The following is a 23,315-nucleotide window of genomic DNA, read 5'->3' as shown; positions in this document are numbered from 1 at the left end:
TTAGCATTTGAATCAATCCAAAAAAACAGCTTATCAATAAGACCTCAGTTGTATGACCATCCAAATCGCCCTGTACCGCGAGTAAACAGGACAATAAGAAATAGATTAAACTTGATTTATTAAAGAAAAATGTTAATAAAGCACAGGTTGTTTTCATGTCCATTAATCCATATAAAGTAAACTTCATAGTTTAACTGTTTTTAAAGAATCATATATTAATAATCCTGTTAACTGTTCTGAGTGTCGTTTCTCTATGGGCGATAATAACTCTGGTTATATTTAGCCTTTTAATAGCTACATTTATATAGCGTTCACTTTCTGTATCGAGAGAGCTTGTAGCTTCATCCATAAATAATATCCCTGGTTTTCGATATAGGGCCCGTGCAATAAAAATACGTTGCTTTTGTCCTCCAGAAACTCCTTCGCCTAACTCTCCTACCAGTGTTTCATAGCCCATTGGCATTTTCATTATCACATCATGGATATAACTGGCTCTTGCACACTCTATCATCCAGTATTCATTTATATCTTCAGCGAACCCACAAATATTTTCCCTGATAGTACCGGAAAAGAGCCTGTCATCCTGCATCACACAGGCAATCATGCTGTGATAATTATTAATCCCCAGTTGTCGGATATCTGTACCATTCACTAATACTTTCCCGGATTCAGGTTCAAATAAACCACATAATACTTTAATTAAAGTGGTTTTCCCCGAGCCGGAAGCACCGGTTATGGCGACACTTTCTCCCGAGTCAACCGACAGACACAAACCACTAAATACCGGGTCTGACTGACTATCATATCGAAAGCTTAATTCACTTGTTTCCAAAGACACCGGACGCATATCCGAAGAAATCTTGAGATCGGTTTTTTTTTGTTCTTTTTCTTGTAATGCTATATCAGCAATACGTTCGTTATGCAAACTCATCATTCTTAGTTGTAAAATAAAACTAATCAGTGATGCAACCCTGTCAGAAAACTGCCCTCGAAAAGAACCAAACGCTACAAACATCCCGATTGTCATCTGATTGTCGATAACAAGGCTTGTTCCCAGCCATAAAATGGCTACTTGATCACAAGCAGCAACGAAAGTATTTATGCCACCAAATAGTAAATCCATTTTTGTTAATTTAATTCCTGAATTGATAGCATCAATTTTCAGGTTAAGCCAGTGTGTACCTCGCCGTTCAGCCATTCCCTGAATTTTAACTGTGGCAATACCGTACAAAGTTTCCATGAAATAAGAACTCGCTCTTGCTCCCCTTACAAGTGTCTCCTCAGAGACCTGTCGGTAGTAACCGAAGGTTATCAGACGAATCAACACATAAAATGCAGTAAATCCAAGAACAACCCAGGTAAGATAACCTCCGTAAAGAAGCATCATCACAAAAACACCAACCACCATAATACTGTCCATGATGGCTCCTACCACACTGGTTGTGAAAGTGGCCCTGAGGGTATCGAGAGAACCAAAACGCGATTGGATATCACCTAATTTCCGACGTTCAAAATATCCCAGAGGTAGTCTAAGCAAATGGTTAAACAGACCTGACTGCCACTGCACATTGATGAGTGTACTCATGACCAGTGAAGACCACGCGCGTAGCATACCCGTTGCTGCCTTGAGAAGAATAAAGAACATCAGACCAGCAGCAATGAGTGTCAGAAGTCCCCTATCACCCGCAGGAATGGCATGATCCATGACCAATTGTGTACCTACAGGCATCACGAGGTTAATGGCTTCAATAATAACCGACAGGCAAAAGATTTTTGTCAGTGTACTTTTTATACCGTATATACTATTAATAAGGGAACGGAGACTTATACGATTCTGCTCAGCTTTTGCCGAAAATTCACTACCGGGCCAGATCTCAAGGGCAACCCCGGTAAAACATCTGGCCATTTCCTCCAGACCAATAATTATTCTTCCTCTGGCAGGGTCATGCAACACAAAACGGTTACGTTTAACTTTGACCAGCACGACGAAATGACTGAAATCCCAGTGGAGAATACAGGGAGTTTTGAGCGCAGCAAGTTCATCCAGTTCCAGTGAAAGTGCCCTTGTAACCATCCCCAAATTTTCCGCTATATCGTTGATCCCCGCTAGGTTAGATCCACGTGAAGATAGATTAAACTGACGGCGAAGAGTTATCAGATCGATATTCTTACCAAAATTTCCACATATCATTGCCAGACAGGCAAGTCCACACTCAGATGTTTCAGTCTGATGGATAACCGGAGTCCGGTAACGCCATTGTATATCAAGCTGGTCGATGATTCGTCTGAAATTAATATTACTCATCTACAGGTCCTGTGGCGCTGTGTTTCATGTCATAGAAAGGAGAAAGCATCCACTGGTAAATCCGTCTTTTCTCGAGGAATAACGTACCTTCTGCTTTCATGCCATTTTCTAGATGAAGAGATTTCCCGTCATAGGAAATTACCTGTTTTTCTGGTTTAACTATAACTTTATACCATGGAACAGAAGTTCCCTGCGTATTAACAGGTGCTCCTTTGTAGGTGAGCATTTCCTGCGTTGATGCTGGCGTTCTGGATACGGTTGTCACAATTGCAGAGAACTGTCCAAATTTCTCCGCTGGAAAGGCTTCATAACGAATATTTACCTTATTACCCAGAGAAATATAAGGGACAGCATCATTAGGTACCCAAAGTATGAGATAATAATTCTCGATATTTTCAGGGAGAACCTGGAGTAGACTGTCACCGGCATTGACCATTTGGCCCATGGTGACGCTAAGAGAATCTATTTTTCCGTCAGATAACGCACGAATTATTATCTCCCCGTTAACATCAGTATCAACCAGCTCTTTCTGTAATTCATAACGCTGAAGTTCCATCTGATAGATACGATTATCAAAATCTGCGGCCTGAGTCTGAATCTGGCTCTCCAGGCTGGTAATCTGTAGAGCATTCTGATCGTGTTGCCCACTCAGACTGAGTAGATTATTTTGTTGCTGATAATACAATGCTATCTGGTTTGTTAATTGGTCCTTGTTAATCAGTCCATTTAACTGATACTCCTTGTAATTCTCCATGTTCTTCTTCATTATTCTTATCCCTTCCTCTGCGCGTCGTATAATATCTGTTGAACGGCGAAAGGCTTCATTGTATTGCGACCGTTGTTTTTCCAGCGTATCCAAAGTGACTTTTTTGCTTTCTTTTAGTCGATAAATGATGTTGTCTACTCGAGTCAGTTGGTTCTCTATATCTCTGCGGTGGTTATCGCTGACCACTCCACTTCGTGTACTTTTACTCACGTCAATCTGGTAAATCGGTTCGCCCTTTTTAATAGTCTGTCCCTCATGTACAAACTGTCTCACCACAAATCCCTGCACACCGGAATAGATATTTACTGCTCGCGGTAATGTCGTAACTTCGCCACTAACTTTTACGCGTCGGCTATATGATCCTGAGATAACAAAAGTCAGAAAAGCTGCGATGAAAATAATGCTTCCAAGCATTATTATCCAAAGCGGAGTTCCAGGAAGTAAAATAGCACACCCCCGCCATTTCATTTTTCTGTTTTCTAAAGCTTCCTTACGGAACAAAATATACTCCCTCAATTACTGGACTTCAGTAATACCTGCATGAATAACTGGACTAGTATCATCTGTAATGGATAGAAGCTTAACGCTTTTCCGCCAGTAGTTCTTCACCAAAAATTTACAATTTGTCCTTTATTTTATAGAACATTTTTCCTTTGAACTGGCCGGTATCTAATAACCTTTTTCCTCCTGTTTAGCCAGTATATATCTCCTTCTCCCCATGGGATAATCTGGATAAAACGTTCAATGGCCTTTCGTCCAAAACCTGGCTTACAACAGAAATCTAGGATCCAAGTTTTTCCTCCTTCATTCCATTCGGAAGGATGAAGTCTGAACTCCGGATCGTGCAGTAATCTTTCTTCAGTATCAGTTCCCAGATATGCCCAGGTAACATAAGCCAGTGGTTGTCCGCGTGTATCAAAAAGGAATTTTATTTGTCTGTGCTGAATTGCGTACTCAGTCCAGAACTGGATGCTCAGCATTGGGTAAAGACTGTAATTACGATTATTAAGCATACAACTTACCGCAAAACCGATTTGTTCATATACCGTATAATCGTGCTGGTTGCCGGTTGTTTCCCTGATATACATCGTCATATAGCCTTACCCCCTGCCTGTCGTGTATCGCTGACCATTACCGAATACCATTCTTGTGAATACCTGTAACTCTTTCTTCATTGTGGAAAAAGCCTCTGTCAGAAGAGGTTTATCGTCCCTGTAGGCATCTATAAGGTCAGAAATCTTCCCGAGCATATTGATTTTTTCCAGACAATTTCTGGGTTGTAGTCTCTGCCGAGCCTGTTCTTCCATTATTTTCAGAACATATGGCGCATTTAGTCCCCGCAGGCGACCAGCGTCGAGCAGCCAGTGAGCCGCATCTGAAAAGGCCTGAAGTGTCCGAACAAAATGAATATCCCCTTTAACGTAAGTTGAACCAGCTAATTGCTTATTCTGGTGATAATTAATTAGCATTGCAGCTATATATCCCAGTGATGTTTCATTGCACTCATTGTTGTTCCTACTATATTGAGTACTATTATGCCTGTTGATTAACACGGAAAAGCACTCAGCAAGCGGTTTAAGTACTTCAGGTATCTTATCGACGGATAGAAATTCTTCCGGGATACCGAATAATTCAAGATAGCTGCGCGAGCATGTTTCATAGAATGCAAACTGGAAGCATGATTCAAGTTGCTGTTGCGCGTATGAAGCAAAAGCAGGGTTGAACAGGTATTTTCCCAGATAAAGACAAAGATCGGTCAACCCCTGTAAAAGGATAGATGGCTCTTTCATCAACTGAGTCATCTTGAGTTGGTATTCAAATCCTGAACGAGTGTTGCCGGGGAACAAACAGCTCAGACCGTTAAAATCCAGTAACCGTCCATCCATTGCAATGTTAGAAGGTGAGGTTGTGAGCAACAGGAAACGCGAGCGGCAGAACGCTATCTGTCGGGCCTGACGGCGTGCTAGTTCGCAGAGGCCCTCCAGACAATGATGCTCCGGTTCAAGGGCTGCTTCTTTACTGAACCCCTGAGAAGGTATAGGTAAACAAGACGGTAACTGATGGATTACAGAACCAACACGTTTTGCGTCATCTATCAGTTGACTTGCATATCTGGATTGAGGCAGAAAATAAGGTGCCCGTTCAAAATGAGCCGGACGAATAACAGGTTCACGTATCAGCAACGCCCGCTGGGCTGGTCCCCTGGAACGTTCAAACTTGATATCGATATAATTATCGGTAAGTAAAACGGCTTGAGTCCGAACTGCCCCATAAGGTAATACTTGCGACAGTACCTCTCCCCATAATGCTTCATAAATAGCCTGGCTGGCACTGAGTGCTCCATTTGAATGATGCCAGTCGGACCCTTCACCAACCAGAGGATTAGCTCCTATCCCTTTTACCTGGTAGCGACCATTGTAACCACAACGTGCACCTCCACCATTGCGCTGAATGCCACTTCCACCATAACGCTCTGCCATGAACACTTTTGCTTCACCGGTACCATCAGGCTCAGTCAGATAACTGCAGGAGCTGAGTACTTCTTCACTGTTACATAGCTCGGGTAAGCACCAGATTAATGAGGATGTCACCCGACGAGCGGTGAATGACACTAAGTTTTCTGTGAGTGTTGAGAGCGAAGAGTTATTATTCATTTTGTCGTACGCTCCTCTGTTAGACTCTGCAAATTAGGAGATGAATATATTCCGAAGCGTACAAATACTTCGTCTAAATACCGTGCTATCTCACGTAGCGCCTCCGTTCTTGCCATACCAGGATGATCACAGTTAATATCAATATTATTGATTTTCCCACGAACATATGGGCGCCAGGCCTCAATATCCAGCCAACTCTCCGCTCGGGGGGATGCGGCAGTAAAGAAAAGCATATCACCGTGGTAAATATCGTGGCTTGAGCCACCAACCAGACGGCGGCTGTTAATTACCACATTAATAAGCCTGTCCAGTATCTGATCATCCAGGCTGGCAAGTGCATTACCATTTTTTCTCAATAATTCAATAGTCTGTTGACGCTTGAGAGTTTCGCCTTTTGGCACTATCAGTGAAGGAAGTTCCTGGTTGAAAGGCAACGCGATACCTGCAATGAAAAGTAAAGCAGCAAGAGCCATGCTTTCTTCTTCCTGCATATTAAGGTCTTCAAATGCAAAACGTCTCCATAAATCGCTGGGGTACGAGTCCATCATGGCTAGAAGCTGGACTTTTTGTCCTTGTTTTTCAAGATATGTAGCGATTTTATGAGCAATCATCCCCCCTACAGACCATCCAATCAGCCAATATGGACCTTTAGGCTGGCGGGCGCGTATATGTTCCACATATTCCTGAGCCATTTCATCCATTGAGTTAGTAATGTTGCTTCCAGACGTCAAACCCTTAGCCTGCAATCCCACAATTTCACACGGCGTTTTCAAGAATCGCGCCAGCCCGCTGTAACACCATGCAATTCCACCTGCCGGATGAACACAAAAAAGGGTGGGCAATTTCTTTTGCGAAGGATGTGGAGCAGGCCGCAATAATAGAACTGTATCAAGCATGTTAAGATCATCATACTTGTCTTTTCCGGCTAACGCCTTGGGTGTCGGGTGTGCGAAAATAGTGGCTATTGAAATATTCCATCCAAGACCGGCATTTATCCTGGTCGCGACACTTACCGCACTCAGGGAATTACCTCCCAGGTTAAAGAAATTTGCGTCGGGGGCTATGGATGGTAGCTCCAAAGCGTCAGCAAAATACTCACATATCCGTTGTTCAAGCAGACTGGAAGGTACACCACCATCTTCACTTTTATATGCTGGCGGCGCAGGAAAAGCTTTTCTGTCTAGTTTTCCATTAGGGCTCAGGGGAAACCTGTTAAGAAAGACTATCTGCTGTGGTTGCATGTAGACCGGCAGATAATCGCGACAGAGTTCTTGTATTTCCTGTTCATATGACTCTGCCCCCCTGGTCGCAACAATATAGGCGACAATACGGCCCGCATAGATATTGGTGCAGGCCTGTAGAACCTTAGGATGTTTTCCGATAACAGCGTCAATCTCTTCCAGCTCGATTCGCTGACCATGTATTTTAACCTGCTGATCCAGACGCCCAAGATAGTCAACCTCTCCATCGAAACGCCAGCGGGCCAAATCGCCTGTCCGGTAACACCGACTTCCATCAAAACACGTTACAAAACGTTCAGCAGTTAAGTCCGGTCGGCTAACATAACCATCTGCAAGACAAATCCCTTCAATATATAGTTCCCCTGCCATACCAATCGGTAAGGTTTTACCATCTTCACTAAGTATATGAATTTTTGTATTCCAGATTGGACGGCCGATAGGAACACTCTTTTCAGTGTTCTCTGGTTGCACTGCATAATAAGTCACATCAATAGCAGCTTCCGTCGGTCCATAGAGATTATGTAATGGTACGGTCTGTAATAAATTATAGCGGCCCACGAGTTCTGATGTCAGAGCCTCTCCGCTGACAAAAACTCTTCGTAAGGGTAACGAGGTAGGACGGAATTCAAGAGCATCAAGGAATAAGCCCAGCATTGATGGAACGAAATGTAAGGTTGTAATGTTATATTTTTTAATGCAGCCCAGAAGGTAAAAAGGATCTCTATGCCCACCTGGTCGCGCCATCACCAATGTTGCCCCTCCAATCAATGGCAGGAAGAATTCCCAAATCGAGACATCAAAAGTCACAGGCGTCTTCTGTAAAACTCGATCTGTCTGGTTGAGCTTGTATTCAGCCAGCATCCATTGCAGACGATTTGCTAATGCCAGATGCCCGACCATCACTCCTTTAGGCTCTCCACTGGAACCAGAAGTGAACAATATATAGGCAGGAGCATGTCCGCTGGTTGCTGAAGGGAGTTTCCGCGGCGCGCTTTCTGACTGTTCTGCTATCAAGGCCAGTGATTCTACAGCCAACAGGGGATAACCTGACGGCAGTTTGATCTGATCGGCAAGGTTGGATATTGTCAGGGCTGCTCCAGCCTGTTTAAGCATTTTCTTCAGTCGGAGTTGAGGAATCTCCAGCGATAAAGGTAAAATTATGGCGCCAGCCCGGAGAATAGCCAGTAGAAGGATCTCGAGTTCCACGCTACGCTCGAGGGCTAACCCAATTACCTTTCCGTTTGCACCGTTCAGGTAATAATCGAGCGCCTGCGCATACTGCCAGGAATGCTTTTCAAGTTCAGAGTACGTTAAACTCCTGGACTCATCCATCACAGCAATTTGATGTGGATTTTCCTGAGCCTGTAGGTAAAACAATTCTAAAATATTGTTAGTTTTAAGAACATGTTCAGTATTATTCCATTTTGCTATTTCATCTGTCTCGACAGGCATAGCAAACGGTAATTCCCGCAGAGATAATTCAGGAGCCTTTATTAACTGACGAGTCCAATGTAACAGACGGCGTACATGCAGTTGCAACTCCTTCTGACTATGTCGGGATGCATTTGCTATCAGCCTGAGAACCCGCGGCCGAAAATTTTCTCCTAGCTCCAGGTGAACATTGATATCCCTGACTGGTCCTGTAGTTGTATGCGTGGTTTTTGTATTCAGACATGAAAAGTCAGGAGCAGGAAAACTTGGTAATATATTCAGTTCTATGCCGTAAAGGGGTAGTGTGTCTCCAACCCTTCCAATATCTCTGGCAATCCACTCACCACGATAACGTTGATGCTTGAGTAATTCCTTCCTGCTTTTTGCTACAATTGAACAAACATCTTTAAACGACGCACCATCAGGAAAATAAAGTATTAGCGGGAGGATATTACTCCGCGTAATTGCTGCATGGGCACTAAAAGAATCCTGGCGGTTCATGCAGGGAAGTCCAAACACTAACCTGCGTTCACCTGAAAGGCATAAAGAAAAATAACTAGTAAAAATGCTGAGAAAAATATCAGACAGTGCTATTCTATTGCGTTGATAAAATAACTCAATGGTCTGAGATAAGTCATCCTCAACGACTTCTTCAAATTGTATGGTTTCTGTTGTTAAATCCTGGGCTAACCCTCCCAGGAAAGTTGGTGTCGGCAAGTCTGCGCACAGTTGCTTCCAGTACCGATTGTCATTAAGAAATTGTGTGCTTTTTCTGTAACGTAAGTCTTCCTCACATAAGGTATACAAATCTGTAAATTGACTCTTTTCTTGAACTTCTCCAAGTAGTAACGAATTGTAATTCTCGCCAGCACGCCTGTGGAACATATAATAAGCATAAGCATCAAAAGCAACATGGTGTATACGCGAAAACCATATTAGCTTATGGTCATGTACTAAATACAACACATTAATGTGCTCATGCAGACTATCCAGTCCGGATTCCTGACTAACGATTTGTTCTATTAATTGCTGGGCAACAATCTCTGGATTGTTATTCATACGAAGGTCGTGAAGTGCAACATCCAAATCGGTACAACGAGAATCCGGATCGAAAGAAGGTATGCCATCATTGTCAATGTAACTGTAGTTAAGCACCTCGATTTCAGAAATTGCCTGTTTAATTGCCTGAAGCAATATGGGAATTACTATATCTCCAGACAGTTGTAAACACTGCCCAGTCACATAAAGCCGGGATGAGTTATTAGCCAGGGAAGCATACCACACCCCCAGCTGTGCATCTGTTAGAGGAAAAATGCCAGAAGAATATTCCATTTCAATTATCCCAATAAATAATACACTCAACAATATTTTTGTAATTTTATAGCGTTATAACCTCAATCAACATACTAATCCCTCACAACATGGTAAATCAAATAACACTCCAGGTAATTAATTCTAGTTAACAGTGACTGGCAGTCTCTGATGAATGACACCAGAATATTATTAATATTAAAGATGCTTATGTCTATGCCAGAAAATTTCAGCACATATAAATAGAGTATTCTAGCAACACACCAGACATAATTAATGAAACAATCATAATATTCCTATTAATAGTTTCATCATCAGCGCCATCATCGTCCGGACAGTCTAAATCACACAGCTCCTTGTTAATATTATTTAGAGTATTTAGCATTCCCTCCCCCCAATGGTGAATGATTACCATTTGCATCTAAAAAATCATCACACGATACCCATACAAAGTCAAATGTTAACGTTCATAAATGCACTGTAATGTAATGACATTCAAAACCTAGAACCAATTCATATCTTATTACTATTTAATTAATTTTATAAATAAGGTAGTTTATATGTTCATAAAACCAGCTTTAACACAGAATAATCCTCTGTGCGGATGTTGTTTGAACAATAATCTTCGCGATCAGTTTGCATTATTTGATTCAGATAATGAAGGCAGTGAATTTCACTGTCATGACCTGTTTTTTCTGGGCGATTTATCCATACCATCATTTCCGTAAAGAATAAATAATTTTTCTGGCAACATATAAATGAATCGCCACAGGTTTAACAAACACCTCAGAGTCATTTAAGAAGACTTAAAAAAGAGGTGCCCATGAGCGGTAAACGTTATCCTGAAGAGTTTAAAATCGAAGCGGTCAAACAGATTTGCGGATGTCTGCCGGATAGCGGAAGTAGGCCGACAGTGGAGTTGCCGCTGCTCAATACCTAACAGCGCATTTTAACTTATGCTTTCTGCTGCTGGATCATCGCTTTGAGTTCTTCAATCGACAGCGTTCTATCTTTTTTGCGATGGATAATGCTGTGGCAGTTGGCGCATACCGGAACGAGATCGGTCGCGGGGTTCACATCCTTCTCGCCGCCAAACTCAGAGACGGGTTGCAAATGGTGAATATGAATAAACCCCGCAGCATACTCACCGTAAAACGCCTTAAAATTAAAGCCGCAGACGTAACATGTGGTGCCATGCAGCTTCACTGCCGCGCGTTTTAACTTACTATTGCGTTCATATTTGGTGGTGTAGTAACTGACCTTCGCCCCTTCTTGGTACGTGGTGGTAGACTCAAAACTGGTGTTGTAATCCTCTTCGTCCTCAACCACCGGCGCCGCGATAGGGCCAAGTGCGGCATGTTTGACAATCGTTTGATAAATATTTTCGGTTATGGGCCGAACACCATCACGCCAGTAGTTCGATTGGCGGCTAGTCGGGATTGTTTCAAAATAGCCCGTGCCCGTTTTGGCGAGTAGCGGTTTAGTGAAAGGCTGATAGTCTTTTACCATGGCATACAGCTCGCCACGTTTAGCATTGGGGTCTGGATAAACGTCGGCGATAGTTGCAATGGCAAAATAGTGTGGGTCGTCAGAAAGGCGATGCTCACGAAAGCGCTTATCTTTAAGCCGTCCTTTGTAGTAGATCACGTGGGTTCCGGGCGTGAGCATTTTGGCGTAACGTTTTGGGAAGTGGTACTCCTCACCAGGCTTATCGTCCCATTTGGATTCATCCATTTCCGCAATTACAGTAAACGACATACGAATACTCACAGTAAAAATATAAATTTAATGAATATATCGTAACTTATAAATATGGAAAATGGATCAATGAAAGCGGGATATTTCCCCATTTAGTATATCGGTAAGCTGCCATTATCTGATGGCGAGGTAGAGGTAAACATGGCAAATAGCTCCGCCTAGGCCCGGCAACAGGCCACACTTACCGTATGTTGTTTCGTGAATAATTCGTTTTGCATGTATCCATGAGCAACTTCACATGCTGATAGCGTCAAAATATTGCCCAGTTGGCTGCAGGATGAAGGTGCCGCCATAGCACCCATGCCATTACCGCATAGCAGTAGGACTACCCTCAACCACAACCACATTCATCGTTAAATCCCCCGCCATCGCAAAATTCGTCTACAGTCTGCCAAGATAGATGTACGTGTCATTGATTTGAATAATGGGCAACCCACACAACCACATGACTAAAGAAACCGAACTGGCCAGCGCCAAACGCCTTCCACTGCTGCTGTTATGCGGCGCCGCGGGTATTTTTATCGCCACCGTGCTTTACCCGCTGTGGTTCCCCGCCAATGCCTGGATCAGCGTGCTGAAAGCCATCTCAGAGGCAGCGATGGTCGGCGCATTGGCCGACTGGTTTGCCGTCAGCGCGCTGTTCCGCCGGGTGCCGATACCGCTGGTGGGCCGCCACACCGCCATTATCCCGCGCAACAAGAATCGCATTGCCGATAACCTGGCGCTGTTCGTGCAGGATAAATTCCTCAACACCAATGCCCTGCTGGCGCTCATTCGCCGCCACGATCCGGCGCAGATCATCGCCAACTGGCTCAGCACGCCGGCGAATGCCGCACAGTTCAGCGGCTATCTGCTGAAAATGATCCGCGGGTTTCTCGATCTGGCCGATGACCAACGCATTCAGGCATTTATGCGCAGCGCCATTCACAAGGCGATTGATAAGGTGGATTTATCGCAAACGTCAGCCATGTTGTTAGAGAGTCTGACTAAAAACAACCGCCACCAGGTGCTGCTGGATGACGCCATCCGCCAACTGTTGCATCTGGTGAACAAACCGGGAACGCACGCGTTTATCGCCCAGCAGGTCGTCAGTTGGCTCAAGCGCGAACACCCCATCACCGAGAAAATGCTGCCGACCGACTGGGTGGGCGACAAAAGCGCAGAACTGGCCGCCAGCGCGGTGCAATCCATTCTTAATGATATCGAGCAGGATGGCGCGCACGAATTGCGCCAGGGCTTTAACCGCGCCGTGCAGCGGCTGATCGCGCAGTTGCGCAGCAGCCCGGAGATGCAACTGAAAGCCGAAGAGATCAAAGACTATCTGAAACAGGACGAGGCCCTAAACAGCTACATAAGCCAGCTATGGGGCGATCTGCGCGCCTGGCTGAAAGCGGATCTGGACAAAACCGACTCGGTATTGCACGCCAGGGCCAGCGCCGCCGGGCAGTGGCTGGGGGAAGCATTGCAGCAAGATGCGGAACTGCGCGCTTCGCTGAATCAGCATATGGAAGAAGCGGCCACCCATGCCGCCCCGGAATTTTCGACGTTTTTAAGCCGCCATATCAGCGACACGGTAAAAAGCTGGGACGCGCGCGATATGTCGCACCAGGTAGAACTGAATATCGGCAAGGATTTACAGCGTATCCGCATCAACGGCACAGTGGTGGGCGGCGTGATCGGCCTGATATTGTATCTGTTATCGCAGCTTCCGGTGTTGATCGCCTGGGTGCGCGTGGGGCAGTGATGCTCATGCGATTCTCTGCACGCCGCCGCACACATTATTTCGCCATGTCGCAGGGGTTAAGGTCACGCCCCTGCGGTTCCCTATCCGGCGAATAACGGTGCTATCCCCCATCGCCAACGCATCCATTCAGCACAAAATCGCTCACCCTCCATCCTTACCCCTTTGCCAATCCCGAGTGAAAAACGGTCATATCCTCACAAACGGGCATTAACAGTCATAGTAATCTCTGAAGAATAGTTTTTTCATCACCAACGCGCTTGGGCGCGTTTTATGCCTGAAACGATTATTTTTGTGATTATGCTCACTATTAAACGTGCAAATTGTTATTTATTTCACTTCTTTTAACGACATTCATCAATTTTTAAACGGCAGTAAAAATGCCGGCCGACAGTTTCGGCTGGTGCACATTTTACGCCGGCCGGATCTTCTAACTTATAGTCATCGGAGGTTGCTATGTTGCCGATTGAAAGACACCGCTTGATCGTGGAGGAATTAAATCTTCATGGCCGGGTACTGGTTGCTGAACTGGTGAATCTTTGCCGGGTATCACAGGAAACGATTCGCCGCGATTTAACCCGCTTGGAGAAAAAGGGTTTATTACAACGCAGCCACGGCGGCGCGGTAGTAATGCGAAAACATGAGCGCAACCTGCCCGAAAAAAACAGTAATTTCAGCGAACATGAATTGGCTTTTCGTTTGCGTATGCATGAAAACACGCAGCAAAAAACGCAAATCGCCAAGCGGGCGCTCGATTTTATCAACCCGGGCGACTGTATTTTACTGGACAGCAGCACCACAACCTGGTTTCTGGCGCGCCAGTTGCCGGATGTCGAGCTGACGGTGTTAACCAACTCACTGCAGATCGTCCAGACGCTGGCGGCCAAAGAACGTATTCGCACCATTTGCCTGGGGGGAGAATACTCCGCGCATAACGAAGATTTTAACGGCGTGGTGGCGGAACAACCCTTAAAGGATTTTCTGATTAATAAAACGTTCTTTTCATGCAGCAGCCTGGGCAACGATGGTTATTTACGTGCGGCAAATGAAAACAATGCCCATTTAAAACAGCAGATGCTGCTGGCATCGGAAAGAAAATATTTATTGCTCGATGCGGGGAAATTCCTGCGCCCCTCATTCGCGCGCATCTGCCATTACCGTGACGTCGATTTTTTAATTACCGACAGTTTAAAAGATAAGGAACTCCAACAGGAACTGGCATGGAACGGCGTGAATGTGATTGATTGCTCACAGCGCGCCAATGCCATGCAGTTAATGAATCATCAAAAAATATAGCGCCATGGAAATAAAATTTATCGCCAGTGTTCCGCTGGCGCAGTTAGCATCACCTGCCAACCCGGGGCTGTAATATGCAAGCATTCACATCGCAAACATTAATTACGCTGGAAAATTTATCCAAAACTTTTGGCGGTAACCGTGCGTTAAGCGATATTTCACTGTCTTTAATGGCGGGAGAGGTGCATTGCCTGGCGGGCACCAACGGCTGTGGTAAAAGCACCTTAATTAAAGTCATCTCCGGCGTTCACGTTCCAGATGCCGGCAGCCTGATTACGCTCGGCAACGGTGAGCGCATTTCCCGCCTCACGCCCAAGCAGGCGCGCGATTTCGGCATCCAGGTGATTTATCAGGATCTGTCGCTGTTCCCTAACCTCACCGTGGCGGAAAACATCGCCTTCGAATATAACCTGGGCCACCTGCTGGGCTGGTACAGTGCGAAGAAGCTGAAAGCCTGCGCGCAACGCATTATTCATGAGCTGAAGTTCGAGCTGGATCTGGATGCGAAGGTCGCGGCACTTTCCATCGCCCAACGCCAACAGGTGGCGATTTGCCGCGCGCTGGTGGCGGATGCCCGCCTGGTCATTATGGATGAGCCCACCGCCTCGCTCACCCGCACCGAGGTCAACCAGCTCCTGCGCACCGTGCGCTATCTGAAAGAGAAAAACATTTGCGTGGTGTTTGTCAGCCACCGGTTGGATGAAGTGCTGGAGATTTCCGACCGGGTTACCGTGCTGCGCGACGGCCGCAAGATGGGCACCTGGCCGGCCAGCGACATGGACAGCCGCCGCCTCACCGAACTGATGACGGGCCTGAAACTCGACTACCACCTGAAAACGCCGACGCTGAACCCGCAGCGCAAGCTGCTTGAGGTGGAGAACCTGAGCCGTGAAGCGCAGTACCACGACGTCAACTTTTCCCTCTATGAAGGTGAAGTTCTGGGGCTGTGCGGGCTGTTGGGCTCCGGCCGCACCGAACTGGCGCTATCGCTGTTCGGCATGACCCGGCCAGACAGCGGCAAAATCTGGCTGGACAGCAAACCGGTGCGCTTTCGTAGCCACGAGGATGCGATCAAGGCCGGCATCGGCTATGTCTCTGAAGATCGCCTCACGCTGGGGCTGGTGCAGCAGCAGTCGGTCGCCGACAACATGGTGATCGCGATCCTCGATCAACTGCGCAACCGCTTCCACCTGATCGATGAATACCGCAAAAACAAGCTCATTCACAGTTGGATAAACCAACTGGGCGTGCGCGTGGCGGATCCGGAACACGCCATTTCCACGCTCTCCGGCGGCAATCAGCAAAAAATCGTGCTGGCGAAATGGGTGCTGACGCAGCCGAAGATCCTGATCCTCGATTCCCCCACGGTCGGCGTAGACGTCGGCGCGAAAGCCAGTATCTACAGCCTGATACATCAGTTGGCGAAAGAAGGCCTGGCGATCCTCCTTATTTCGGACGAAGTGCCGGAGGTTTACTACAACTGCGACCGCATCCTTCATTTCCGTGACGGCACCATACACGCCGAATATCAACCACAGCAGGTGGCGCAGCAGCAACTGGCGGAGGTGATCAATGCCTGATTTATCCTTGTTCAAACCAAAATCCAGCCAAGGCTGGCTGGCGTGGGTGCTGTTGTTCTTTATCGTGCTGTTCTCGTTCGCCAGCGAACAGTTCCTGTCGTTGCAAAACCTGCTCGATCTGGCGGAAACCTACGCCGTCACCGGCATTTTCGCGCTGGGGCTGTTCGTGGTGCTGGTGACCGGGGGAATCGATATCGCCTTCGCCGCCGTGGCTTCGGTGGTGCAGTACATCATTGCCGCGCTGTTCGTGAATCTGGGCTTCGATAATGCCCCGCTGAGTATTCTGCTGGCGATCCTTTGCGGCACGCTGTTCGGCGTTATCAATGCGGTACTGATCTACTGGCTGCGGATTGTGTCGATCATCATCACCATCAGTATGCAGGCGCTGCTGTTTGGCCTGCTGATGTGGATCACCGAAGGGCGCAGCCTCTATAACCTGCCGGAGTGGTGGGTCACGCTGCATAGCGTGCTGCCATTTACCGTCAATGGGCAGCCTTACCAGATCGGCCTGCCGCTCGCCATTATGCTGATCATCACCATGATCACCTGGCTGCTACTCAACAAAACCCACCTTGGCCGCCAGCTCTACGCCACGGGCGGCGATCAGGAATCCGCACGCCGCATCGGCATCCGGGTGGGGCTGATCCATATCCTGGCCTATGGCTACCTGGGCGCACTGGCCGCCATCGGCGGGCTGGTGCAGGTTTATCGCGTCGGCGAGGTGGTGCCCAATGCGCTGGTGGGCGGCGAGCTGGATGTGCTGGCCGCCACCGTGCTGGGCGGCGCCAGCCTGATGGGCGGCAAAGGCAGCGTCACCGGCACGCTGATGGGCGTGTTCCTGATCGCCATATTGAAAAACGGCCTCAACCTGGTGGGCGTTTCCAGCTACTTCATGAACATCGTCATCGGCGTAGTGATTATGGTCGCCATCGCCGTCACCCATTACAAAAAACGCAAAGAGACCGACGTCAGCTTCGTCTGACCAGGGAGAACGCCATGAAAAGACTTCATTTTCTCAGCAGTGATAAAGCGCACCCTGGCCTGTTGCTGCTGATTGCCCTCGGCATCGTCGCCTTCAGCCTCTTGTTGCCCGGGCGGTTTTTAACCGGGACGACCTTTGTCAGCATGGCGTTTCAGTTGCCGGAGCTGGGGCTGCTGACGCTGGCGATGTTTATCGCCATTCTTAGCGGCGGCCTGAACCTGTGTATTATCGCCACCGCCAACCTGACGGCGCTGTTTATCGCCTGGGTGCTGCTGACCTTCCTGCCGGCCGGCGCCGGTACCGGCCTGCAACTGTTGTGGCTGCTGCTGGCGCTGGCCGGGGCGGCGTTGATCGCCACGCTGATTGGCCTGATCACCGGGCTGATGGTGAGCCGCATCGGCGCGCACCCGATTCTGGTTACGCTGGCGACCATGATGACAGTCAACGGCATCGGCATCTGGCTGACGCGCGGCACAGCGGTGAGCGGCATGCCGGACGTGGTACGGGCGCTGGGGGCGGATACCTTCCTGGGCATCCCGCTGCCGCTCTGGCTGTTCTTCTGCGCCAGCGGCGCGATGGCGCTGTTTTTGGGCAAAACCCGCGCCGGGAAATGCATCTATATGGGCGGCAGCAACATCAACGCCACCTGGTTCAGCGGCGTCAATACCCACCGTTTACTGATTCTGGTTTATGTCATTTCCAGCCTGCTGTGCGTGCTGGCCGGGCTGGTAATGATGGCGCGTTTCAACTCGGCGCGCATGGGCTATGGCGATTCCTACCTGCTGATTACCGTGCTGGCCATCATCCTGGGCGGCGCAGATCCGAACGGCGGGTTTGGCCGGGTTACCGGCGTGGTGCTGGCGCTAATCGCGCTGCAGATCCTCTCGACCGGCTTCAACCTGATGAACATTAGCCAGCACTTCAGCCTGGCGATGTGGGGCGCCGTGCTGATTGTGGTGCTGGGCCTGAAGTTCTGCAAAACCAAACTCCTTCACTCCCGCGCGGTGCGGCGCAGCACATTGCTTGCACGCCAGGCCGGCTTAACGAACAAAAAGGAAGTCTGATGCGTACCCTAATTTCGCCCTCATTAATGTGCATGAACCTAATGGAAATCAAGCAGCAACTGGCGGTGCTCAATACCCGCGCCGACTTCCTGCACATCGACATCATGGACGGCCACTATGTGAAAAACATCACCCTGTCGCCCTTCTTTATCGAACAGATCCGGCCATTCACGCCGGTGACGATCGACGTGCACATGATGGTGGAAGAGCCGACCGATTTTATTGAGGCGGTGGCCAACGCCGGCGCGGATTACATCTGCCCACATGCCGAAACCATCAACAAAGACGCGTTCCGGGTGATTAATCAAATTCGGGCGCTGGGGAAGAAAGTGGGCGTGGTGCTCAACCCGGCCACCCCGGTCGCCTTTATTCAGCATTACATCCACCTGCTGGACAAAATCACCGTGATGACGGTCGATCCCGGCTACGCCGGCCAGCCGTTTATTGCGGAAATGGTGCAGAAAATCGCCGAACTGCGCGATCTCAAAACGCAGCACGGCTACCGCTATCTGATTGAGATCGACGGTTCGTGCAACCAGAAAACCTATCGCACGCTGCTGAACGCCGGGGCGGAAGTGCTGATTGTAGGCACGTCCGGGCTGTTTAACCTGCATGAAGATCTGGCTTCCGCCTGGTCTTTAATGATCGAAAACATCGAACAGGCGCGGGAGCCGGTATGACTGAAACCTGGCTGGGCATCGACATCGGCGGCACCAGTACCCGTCTATTAACCTTGCAAGGCGACGACGGCTGGGCGGGGTTTCGCAAATTGCCCACCGCCGGATGGGCGACCGCGCCGGATGCGCTGGCCGCGCTGGCGGAACTGATTGCCGCCGCCCAGGCCGAACGGCCGATTGCCGGTGTGATGCTTGGGCTGCCGGGGATCCTCAGCCGCGATCGCCGCCAGGTGGTTTCATTGCCGTTTATCCAGGCGCTGGACGGCATACCGGTGGCGGCGAATCTCAGCGAGATGATTGGCGCCCCGGTAGCGATGGATAAAGACGTTAACCATCTGATGCTGTGGGATCTGTTGCAACTGGACACGCTGCCGGATAACGCCGTCGGCTTTTACCTCGGCACCGGCATGGGCAACAGCCTGTGGCTAAACGGGCAGTTTTACCACGGCGAGCATGGCGGCTCGGGCGAAGTGGGCCATATTCCCTGGGCGGATAACGATCGCCCGTGCCCCTGCGGCAACCAGGGGTGCGCCGAGACGATCACCTCAGGAAGCTGGTTAAGCCATTGGGCGCATGAGCATTACCCCACCCTGCCGATATCGCAACTGTTTAGCCGCCACGGCGCGCACCCGGCGTTGCAGCAGTTTGTTTCCCGGCTGGCCAAGGTGATCGCCAGCGAAATGAACATTCTGGATCCGGAGTATCTCATTCTCGGCGGCGGTGTGCTGGCGATGGCCGATTTCCCGCTGGCGCAGTTGCACCGCGAGATCGCCCGCCATTTGCGCCCGCCGGTAACGCGCGGTGGCCTGAAGATCATCAACAGCCATGCCACCGACCACACCGGCTGCCGGGGCGCCTGCCTGGCGGCGGCGCGTTATTTCAGGAGGGCATGATGAAAGGCAAAGTCTGCGTATTCGGCTCTTTTAACCTGGATATCGTCACCAAAATGTCGCGCTTCCCGATGCCGGGGGAATCGCTGGTGGCACACAGCACCATGATGGGGCCGGGCGGCAAAGGCTCCAACCAGGCCACGGCCGCGCTGCGTGCCGGCGCGCGGGTGCATTACATCGGCAAAGTGGGCAACGACGATTTTGGGCTGTTTGCCCGCCGCCACCTGGAGAAGACGGGGTTCGATGCCATCACCCTGTTCACCTGCAAAGAAAAGCCTACCGGCAACGCGATGATTTTTGTGGCCGGGGATGATGCGGAGAACATGATTTCGGTTTATCCCGGCGCCAATCTGACGGTCAGCGCCGCCGAAGTGAAGCGCTGCCAGCCCACGGTGGCCGCGGCCGATATCCTATTGGTGCAGTTGGAAAATAACCTGAGCGCGATTCAGCGCATGGTCAATTGCGCCAGGCAAGTCGGCACCTATGTGATCGTCAACCCGGCGCCCTGGCAGAAGGTGAAAGACAGCTTTCTGGCGCAAACCGATCTGCTCACCCCCAACAGCACCGAGGCCGGCCAAATCACCGGGATTGCGGTCACCGACCTGCCCTCTGCCCGGCAGGCGGCAAAAGCGCTGCACGCCAAGGGCGTGCGCCAGTTGATCATCACGCTGGGCATGCAGGGGGCGTTGCTATCAACCGGGCAACAGATGGCCCTGGTGCCGGTTTACCCGGCCCAGCCAGCAGACACCACCGGCGCCGGCGACGCGTTCAACGGCGCGCTGGCCGCGCGCCTGGCCGCCGGGGAAACATTGGAACAGGCCGCGCTGTTTGCCGCTGCCTACGCGGCGGTGTGCGTTGAGCGGCCCGGTGCGGCCGCCGCGATGCCGGCGTATGCCGAGGCGATCGCGCGGATGCAACAACACCCGGAACTGGGCATCACCGTACTGGCCGATGGCAGTGAAATGGCCGGGGCATCCACGTCACTCTCTGGTTTTTAACGCAGTACCCTACATAGCGAAAAACGGAGCACAAAATGAAAAAGATAGCGGCAGTACTGATTTCCCTGGCGTTGAGCGGTTATGCATTCGCAAACGAGCCGTTGAAGATGGGGGTGGTGGTGAAAGTCGGCGGTAACCCCTGGTTCAACTCGATGGAAGAAGGCATTAAGAAAGAAGCTGCCAAGCAAGGGATCAACGCCTGGCAGGTGGGGCCGACGGCGCAGGATCCGGCGCTGCAGGTAAAAGCCATCGAAGATCTTATCACGCAGAAGGTCGATATTATCGGCGTAGTGCCGATCGATCCTGCGGTGCTGGAGCCAGCGTTGAAAAAGGCGAAAGACGCCGGCATCAAAGTGATCGTGCATGAGTCACCGGCACAGAAATATGCCGACTGGGATTTTGAGCTGGTGGATGCAAAATCCTTCGGCGAGCGGCATATGCAGCTGATGGCGCAGTGTATGAAGGAACAGGGGCAATACGCGATTATTGTCGGCAGCCTGACGATCCCGCTGCACCGCGAATGGGCGCAGGCGGCCATCGATTACCAGAAACAGCACTACCCGAAGATGCAGCAGGTGGGCGATCTGTACGGCACCGGGGAATCGCTGGATGATTCCATGCGGGTGACCAATGAACTGATGTCTAAATATCCCGATTTCAAAGGGATGATGGCCTTCGGCTCCCCAGGGCCGGTGGGCGCGGGCCGCGCCGTTGCCAGGCGCAATAAAAGCGACAGCGTTTGTGTGGTAGGCGCCTATAGCCCTGGACAGGCGGCGGCACTGGTGCGCAGCGGCGATATCAAAGGCGGCTATATCTGGAACCCGATGACCGCCGGGGAGATTTTCGTCCGCCTTGGGAAGATGGTTGCGGAGAACAAACCGATCGCGGAAGGCACTGAAATTGAAGGCATGGGCAAGATGCGGGTAGATACGGCTAACCACACCCTGTACGGCGACAGCCTGGAGAGCCTGGATAAAGACAACCTGCCCAAGCTGCTGAAAATGGGCCTGTAAGGAGAGACGGGTGATGGCCAGACGTAAAATTATTATCGATACCGATCCGGCAATCGGCATCCCAGGCACCGACGCCGACGATCCGATAGCGATTATGCTGGCGCTGCAGGATCCGCGCCTGGAGCTCATGGGCATTACGACGGTGTTTGGCAATTGCCCGCCGCTGCTTGGCGCACGCTGCGCAACGCGCATTTTGCAGGTGGCCGGGCGCACGGCGATCCCGGTGGCGGCCGGGATGGGCACACCGATGGGCGGAACGCTGCCGGAGCTGTTGCAGCGCGCCTATGCAGGCCCCCGCGGGCGTGAAGGCAGCATTGCGCTCCCAGCGGCGGAATCTTCCCATTGCGGCCGGCACGCCAGCGAACTGATCATCGATCTGGTGCGGCAATACCCAGGGGAAATCACGCTGGTTTGCATCGGCGCCCACAGCAACCTGGCGCTGGCGCTGCTGAAAGCGCCGGACATCCAACCGTTGATTAAGGAAGTGGTGATGATGGCCGGCGCACTGGGGATGGATGCCACCTGGGGGCGCGGCAACATCACCCCGGTGGCGGAATGCAATATCTGGTTTGATCCGCAGGCCGCGGATATTGTGTTCCGTTCCGGCATCCCGCTAACGATGGTGAGCCTTGATGTCACCAATACCGCCACCGGCTTGGTGCTGACGCGTGAACATCTGCAGGATATCGCGCAGAATAAACCACTGACCGCCTTATTTAAGCAGGTTTGCGCAACCTACTTCGAGGCGCCAATGTTCGACTGGTCGGAAGGCTGTGTGCTTTATGATCCGCTAGCGGTGGCCTTGGCGGCCGATGCCAGCGTTGGGCATTTCGAAGAGATGGCGATCGGTATTGAAACCGCGGGCCGGCTGACGCTGGGGCAAACCGTGCCGCTGCGCGACACGCCGCCCAATGTGCGGGTGTGCACGCACATCGACGGGCAGAAAATCGTCCGTGATATCGTGGCGCAGGTCGTCGGTTGATGGGCAGTTAGAGGGTAATATTTGGTAGGTTAAGGCCTGATATTTCTCGGAAATGTCGGGCCTTTTTTGAGGGGGATTACCCGCCTAAGTGAGTAAACTCTCAACCAGAGGTCGCTCACATGACAAAATCCGTATCAACCAGCAAGAAACCCCGTAAGCGATATACGCCTGAATTTCGTCAGGAAGCGCTTAAACTGACTGAGCATATCGGGGTTGCCGCCGCAGCTCGCCAGCTCAGCCTGTATGAGTTGCAACTGTACGCCTGGCACAGTAAACAACAGCAACAACTGACTGGGAACGCGGGAAGAAGTCCGCAGTGATATTTTTGATTACGTCGAAATGTTTTATAACAGTAAGCCTCGGCATGGCTCGAGTGATCAGATGTCACCGACGGAATATGAACATCAATATTATCAACGGCTCGGAAGCGTCTAGATTATCCGTGGCGATTCAATGCGAGCCGCGGTGTTTAACTATATCGAGTGTGATTATAATCGCTGGCGTCGTCACAGTGCCTGTGGCGGGATTAGTCCGCAACAATTTGAAAACCAGAACCTCGCTTAGCGCTGTATCCAGCATTCGTGAGTAAGATTATGTATGTCTTGGGTTACAGCAACAAACCGAGG

Annotated in this window: 16 protein-coding genes and 3 pseudogenes; 13 read left to right on the top strand and 6 right to left on the bottom strand. The window is 50.1% G+C overall.

Annotated elements, in window-relative coordinates:
- Nucleotides 1-208: 208 nt before the first annotated feature.
- The 6 genes from ACN28Q_RS14615 to ACN28Q_RS14590 all read right to left on the bottom strand — a co-directional run bounded on the left by ACN28Q_RS14615 (nt 209) and on the right by ACN28Q_RS14590 (nt 11,466).
- Nucleotides 209-2,305 (bottom strand): peptidase domain-containing ABC transporter, encoded by a 2,097-nt coding sequence (locus tag ACN28Q_RS14615; protein ID WP_095847005.1) that lies wholly within the window; start codon nt 2,303-2,305, stop codon nt 209-211.
- Nucleotides 2,298-3,572 carry an HlyD family secretion protein gene (locus ACN28Q_RS14610; RefSeq protein ID WP_230469578.1) on the bottom strand — a complete coding sequence of 425 codons (1,275 nt, stop codon included), beginning with the start codon at nt 3,570-3,572 and terminating at the stop codon, nt 2,298-2,300. Before ACN28Q_RS14610 ends, ACN28Q_RS14615 begins: the two co-directional genes overlap by 8 nt.
- 134 nt (nt 3,573-3,706) lie before the next feature.
- Entirely contained in the window at nt 3,707-4,165 is a 459-nt protein-coding gene (locus ACN28Q_RS14605) for a toxin-activating lysine-acyltransferase (protein ID WP_095847003.1), read from the bottom strand.
- A gap of 6 nt (nt 4,166-4,171) precedes the next feature.
- Nucleotides 4,172-5,725 (bottom strand): MchC protein, encoded by a 1,554-nt coding sequence (locus ACN28Q_RS14600; protein ID WP_095847002.1) that lies wholly within the window; start codon nt 5,723-5,725, stop codon nt 4,172-4,174.
- Nucleotides 5,722-9,759 (bottom strand): non-ribosomal peptide synthetase, encoded by a 4,038-nt coding sequence (locus ACN28Q_RS14595; RefSeq protein WP_131928978.1) that lies wholly within the window; start codon nt 9,757-9,759, stop codon nt 5,722-5,724. Before ACN28Q_RS14595 ends, ACN28Q_RS14600 begins: the two co-directional genes overlap by 4 nt.
- 903 nt (nt 9,760-10,662) lie before the next feature.
- Entirely contained in the window at nt 10,663-11,466 is an 804-nt protein-coding gene (locus tag ACN28Q_RS14590; RefSeq protein ID WP_095846999.1) for an HNH endonuclease, read from the bottom strand.
- 445 nt (nt 11,467-11,911) lie between these two features.
- Between ACN28Q_RS14590 and ACN28Q_RS14585 the strand changes: the two genes are divergently transcribed.
- The 13 genes and pseudogenes from ACN28Q_RS14585 to ACN28Q_RS14525 form a co-directional block, all read left to right on the top strand.
- Nucleotides 11,912-13,210, top strand: a complete 1,299-nt coding sequence (locus ACN28Q_RS14585) for a DUF445 domain-containing protein (RefSeq protein ID WP_095849035.1) — start codon at nt 11,912-11,914, stop codon at nt 13,208-13,210.
- Between the two features lie 453 nt (nt 13,211-13,663).
- A complete protein-coding gene (locus ACN28Q_RS14580) occupies nt 13,664-14,503 on the top strand; it encodes a DeoR/GlpR family DNA-binding transcription regulator (protein WP_095846998.1) in 840 nt (279 codons plus the stop codon).
- 74 nt (nt 14,504-14,577) lie between these two features.
- Nucleotides 14,578-16,083 (top strand): sugar ABC transporter ATP-binding protein, encoded by a 1,506-nt coding sequence (locus ACN28Q_RS14575; RefSeq protein WP_095846997.1) that lies wholly within the window; start codon nt 14,578-14,580, stop codon nt 16,081-16,083.
- The gene (locus ACN28Q_RS14570; protein WP_095846996.1) at nt 16,076-17,065 is read left to right on the top strand and encodes an ABC transporter permease; all 990 of its coding nucleotides are present in this window, start codon (nt 16,076-16,078) and stop codon (nt 17,063-17,065) included. Before ACN28Q_RS14575 ends, ACN28Q_RS14570 begins: the two co-directional genes overlap by 8 nt.
- Before the next feature lie 14 nt (nt 17,066-17,079).
- Nucleotides 17,080-18,129, top strand: a complete 1,050-nt coding sequence (locus ACN28Q_RS14565) for an ABC transporter permease (protein WP_095846995.1) — start codon at nt 17,080-17,082, stop codon at nt 18,127-18,129.
- Nucleotides 18,129-18,809, top strand: coding sequence for a D-allulose 6-phosphate 3-epimerase (gene alsE, locus ACN28Q_RS14560; protein WP_095846994.1), 681 nt, complete (start codon nt 18,129-18,131; stop codon nt 18,807-18,809). Before ACN28Q_RS14565 ends, alsE begins: the two co-directional genes overlap by 1 nt.
- A complete protein-coding gene (gene alsK, locus ACN28Q_RS14555) occupies nt 18,806-19,699 on the top strand; it encodes an allose kinase (protein ID WP_095846993.1) in 894 nt (297 codons plus the stop codon). The genes alsE and alsK overlap by 4 nt, the downstream gene beginning before the upstream one ends.
- Nucleotides 19,699-20,694 carry a ribokinase gene (locus ACN28Q_RS14550; protein WP_095846992.1) on the top strand — a complete coding sequence of 332 codons (996 nt, stop codon included), beginning with the start codon at nt 19,699-19,701 and terminating at the stop codon, nt 20,692-20,694. The genes alsK and ACN28Q_RS14550 overlap by 1 nt, the downstream gene beginning before the upstream one ends.
- Nucleotides 20,695-20,729: 35 nt before the next feature.
- The gene (locus tag ACN28Q_RS14545; RefSeq protein ID WP_095846991.1) at nt 20,730-21,707 is read left to right on the top strand and encodes a substrate-binding domain-containing protein; all 978 of its coding nucleotides are present in this window, start codon (nt 20,730-20,732) and stop codon (nt 21,705-21,707) included.
- A 13-nt stretch (nt 21,708-21,720) separates the two neighbouring features.
- Nucleotides 21,721-22,689: a nucleoside hydrolase gene (locus ACN28Q_RS14540; protein WP_095846990.1), complete on the top strand. Its 969-nt coding sequence runs from the start codon at nt 21,721-21,723 to the stop codon at nt 22,687-22,689.
- Between the two features lie 119 nt (nt 22,690-22,808).
- Nucleotides 22,809-22,988: pseudogene (locus tag ACN28Q_RS14535) on the top strand (transposase); the annotation flags it as partial.
- Nucleotides 22,987-23,124, top strand: a pseudogene (locus ACN28Q_RS14530) (IS3 family transposase); the annotation flags it as partial. The pseudogenes ACN28Q_RS14535 and ACN28Q_RS14530, both read left to right, overlap by 2 nt.
- A gap of 18 nt (nt 23,125-23,142) precedes the next feature.
- Nucleotides 23,143-23,253, top strand: a pseudogene (locus ACN28Q_RS14525) (IS3 family transposase); the annotation flags it as partial.
- Between the last annotated feature and the right edge of the window lie 62 nt (nt 23,254-23,315).

The sequence above is a fragment of the Gibbsiella quercinecans genome (genome assembly GCF_002291425.1).
Classification (GTDB): Bacteria; Pseudomonadota; Gammaproteobacteria; order Enterobacterales; family Enterobacteriaceae; genus Gibbsiella; species Gibbsiella quercinecans.
Note: the sequence above shows the minus strand (reverse complement) of the source record. Positions and strands in the feature narration are given on the sequence as shown.